At 64.5% G+C, this 2,308-nt stretch carries 1 protein-coding gene; it reads left to right on the forward strand.

Annotated elements, in window-relative coordinates; genetic code table 11:
- Positions 1-2: 2 nt before the first annotated feature.
- Positions 3-2,308 (forward strand): DUF6531 domain-containing protein (locus tag BK658_RS28050; protein WP_185019915.1); only part of this gene is annotated, 2,306 nt, incomplete at its 3' end.

The raw sequence follows: 2,308 nt of genomic DNA on the forward strand, positions 1-2,308 counted from the left end.
GCATGTCTGACGCACTCTGGGCCGCCCGGCTGGGCGATGCCCTCGACCATACCTCGATGATGGCCGACATCCTCGGCGGCGTGCTGGAGGTGGCGGCCAACATCGCGATTACTGCGCTGGCGACGGCTGCCGTGGTGGCGGCCACCGGCATCACCGTCGTCACCGGCGGGCTCGGCTGCTTCCTGCTCGGCGCGGTGGTGGGTACTATCGTCGGCCTTGCCATGAGCAAGACCGGGGCCGACAAGGGTTTAAGCAACCTGTGCGAGAGTTTCAGCAATTCGCTGTTTCCGCCCACGGTGCAGGCGAACATCCTCACCGGCTCCACCAACACCCTGATCAACAGCATTCCCGCCGCCCGCGCCGCCGGGGCGATTGCGTCCCATGTCGCGCCGGCCGGTACCGAACTGGAAGCACCCGAGCCGGAGGCTGAGCCCAGCTATCTGGACATGGCCGAGAGCTTCTTCTCCCAGATGTGGCGCCCCACTGTCGCCACCCCGGCGCCCGGCGCGGTGCCCAAGCCGCTGGACCTGGTCGCCTGCATGAAGCATCCGCCGATGCCGCCGCAGTTTCTGGCCGAGGGCTCGGACAAAGTCACCATCAACGGCCAACCCGCCGTGCGCAGCGGCGACCGCACCACCTGCGACGCCAAGGTGGTGGGTTCCGGGCTGATCTCACCCAACGTCACCATTGGTGGTGGCTCGGTGGTGGTGCGCGAGATCCGCAGCGGCAAGACCCCGGGCGTGGGGCTGGCGGTCACCGCGCTGCTGATGCTCAAGGGCGGCAAAGGCAAATTCTTCAGCAAACTGCCGTGCATGCTGATCGGCGGCGCGACGTCGATGGCCGTCAGCAGCGCCATGAGCGCGATGGCCAATGCCGCCATGGGCTCATCGAACCCGGTGCATGCGGCGACCGGGGCCAAGGTGCTGGGGGGCGATGAAGAGCTGGATTTCGTGCTGCCCGGTATCTTGCCGATCGATTGGCAGCGCTTCTACAACAGCCGCGACGAGCGCCGAGACAGCTTGTTCGGCGCCGGCTGGAGCGTGTCCTACGAGGTATGCGTGGAAATCCTGCCTCACCCGGAGGGCGGGGAAACGCTGGTCTACACCGATGAGCAGGCCCGGCGCATCGACATGGGTTCGATTCCCTTGGGCGGCGCGGTATTCAGTGCCGGTGAAGGGCTGAGCGTCCGGCGGCACGTTAATGGGCAGTTGTTGATTGAAAGCGACGACGGCATGTACCGTTTGTTCAATCCAACGCCGGGCAATACGGCGCTGCTGCGCCTTGATCAATTGGGCGACCGCAATGACAACCGTATCCACCTCGACTATGACGACACCGGACGATTGTCGCGCCTGCGGGATACTTTCGATCTGGTACAGGTCGAGCTGATTCAAGAAGGCGACCGCGTGGCTCGGGTGGAACGCGTGTATCCCGACCAGCATCGTGAAGTGCTCGTCAGTTATGGCTACGACGCAATGGGCAATCTGGCCGAGGTGCGCGACGCCACCGGCCAGGTGCAACGGCGCTTCGCCTACGACGCCGGGCGGCGGATGGTCGAGCATCAATTGCCCACGGGGCTGCGGTGCTTCTATGAATGGGTGTTGGTTGAAGACCTTGAATGGCGCGTGGTCCGGCACTGGACCGATGAGGGCGATACTTACCGGTTCGACTACGACCTCCTCGCCGGTGTCACGCGCATCACCGATGGCTCGCAGCGCGTCAGTACACGGCGCTGGAACAGCCAGCACCAGATCACCGAATACACCGACAACCTCGGCCAGACCTGGCAGTTCGAGTGGAACGACGAGCGCCAATTACTCGGTGCTACCGACCCGCTGGGCGGGCGCTACGAATACAGCTACGACGACGCCGGCAACCTGATCGGCGAAGCCGACCCGCTGGGCCGCAGCGAATCGACCTTATGGCTGGAACACTGGGCCTTGCCGCTGGTGGAAACCGATGCCGCGGGCAACAGCTGGCAATATCGCTACGACCAGCGCGGCAACTGCATCGCCGAAACCGATCCGCTGGGCCACATCACCCGCTACCGCTACGACACCCACGGCCAGGTCGTCGAGATCATCGACGCCACCGGCAAAAGCAAAAAGCTGCGCTGGAACCCGTTCGGCCAACTGGTCGAACACATCGATTGCTCGGGTTATCCGACGCGGTTCAGCTATGACAACCGGGGCTATTTGCAAACCATCACCGACGCCCTCGGCGAACGCACCCAGTTCAGCTACGACGCCCAGGGGCGGTTGATCAGCAGCCAGTTGCCGGACGGCCGCACCGAGCAGTATCAGCGCGA

Source organism: Pseudomonas brassicacearum (genome assembly GCF_003732175.1).
Taxonomy (GTDB): Bacteria; Pseudomonadota; Gammaproteobacteria; order Pseudomonadales; family Pseudomonadaceae; genus Aquipseudomonas; species Aquipseudomonas brassicacearum_G.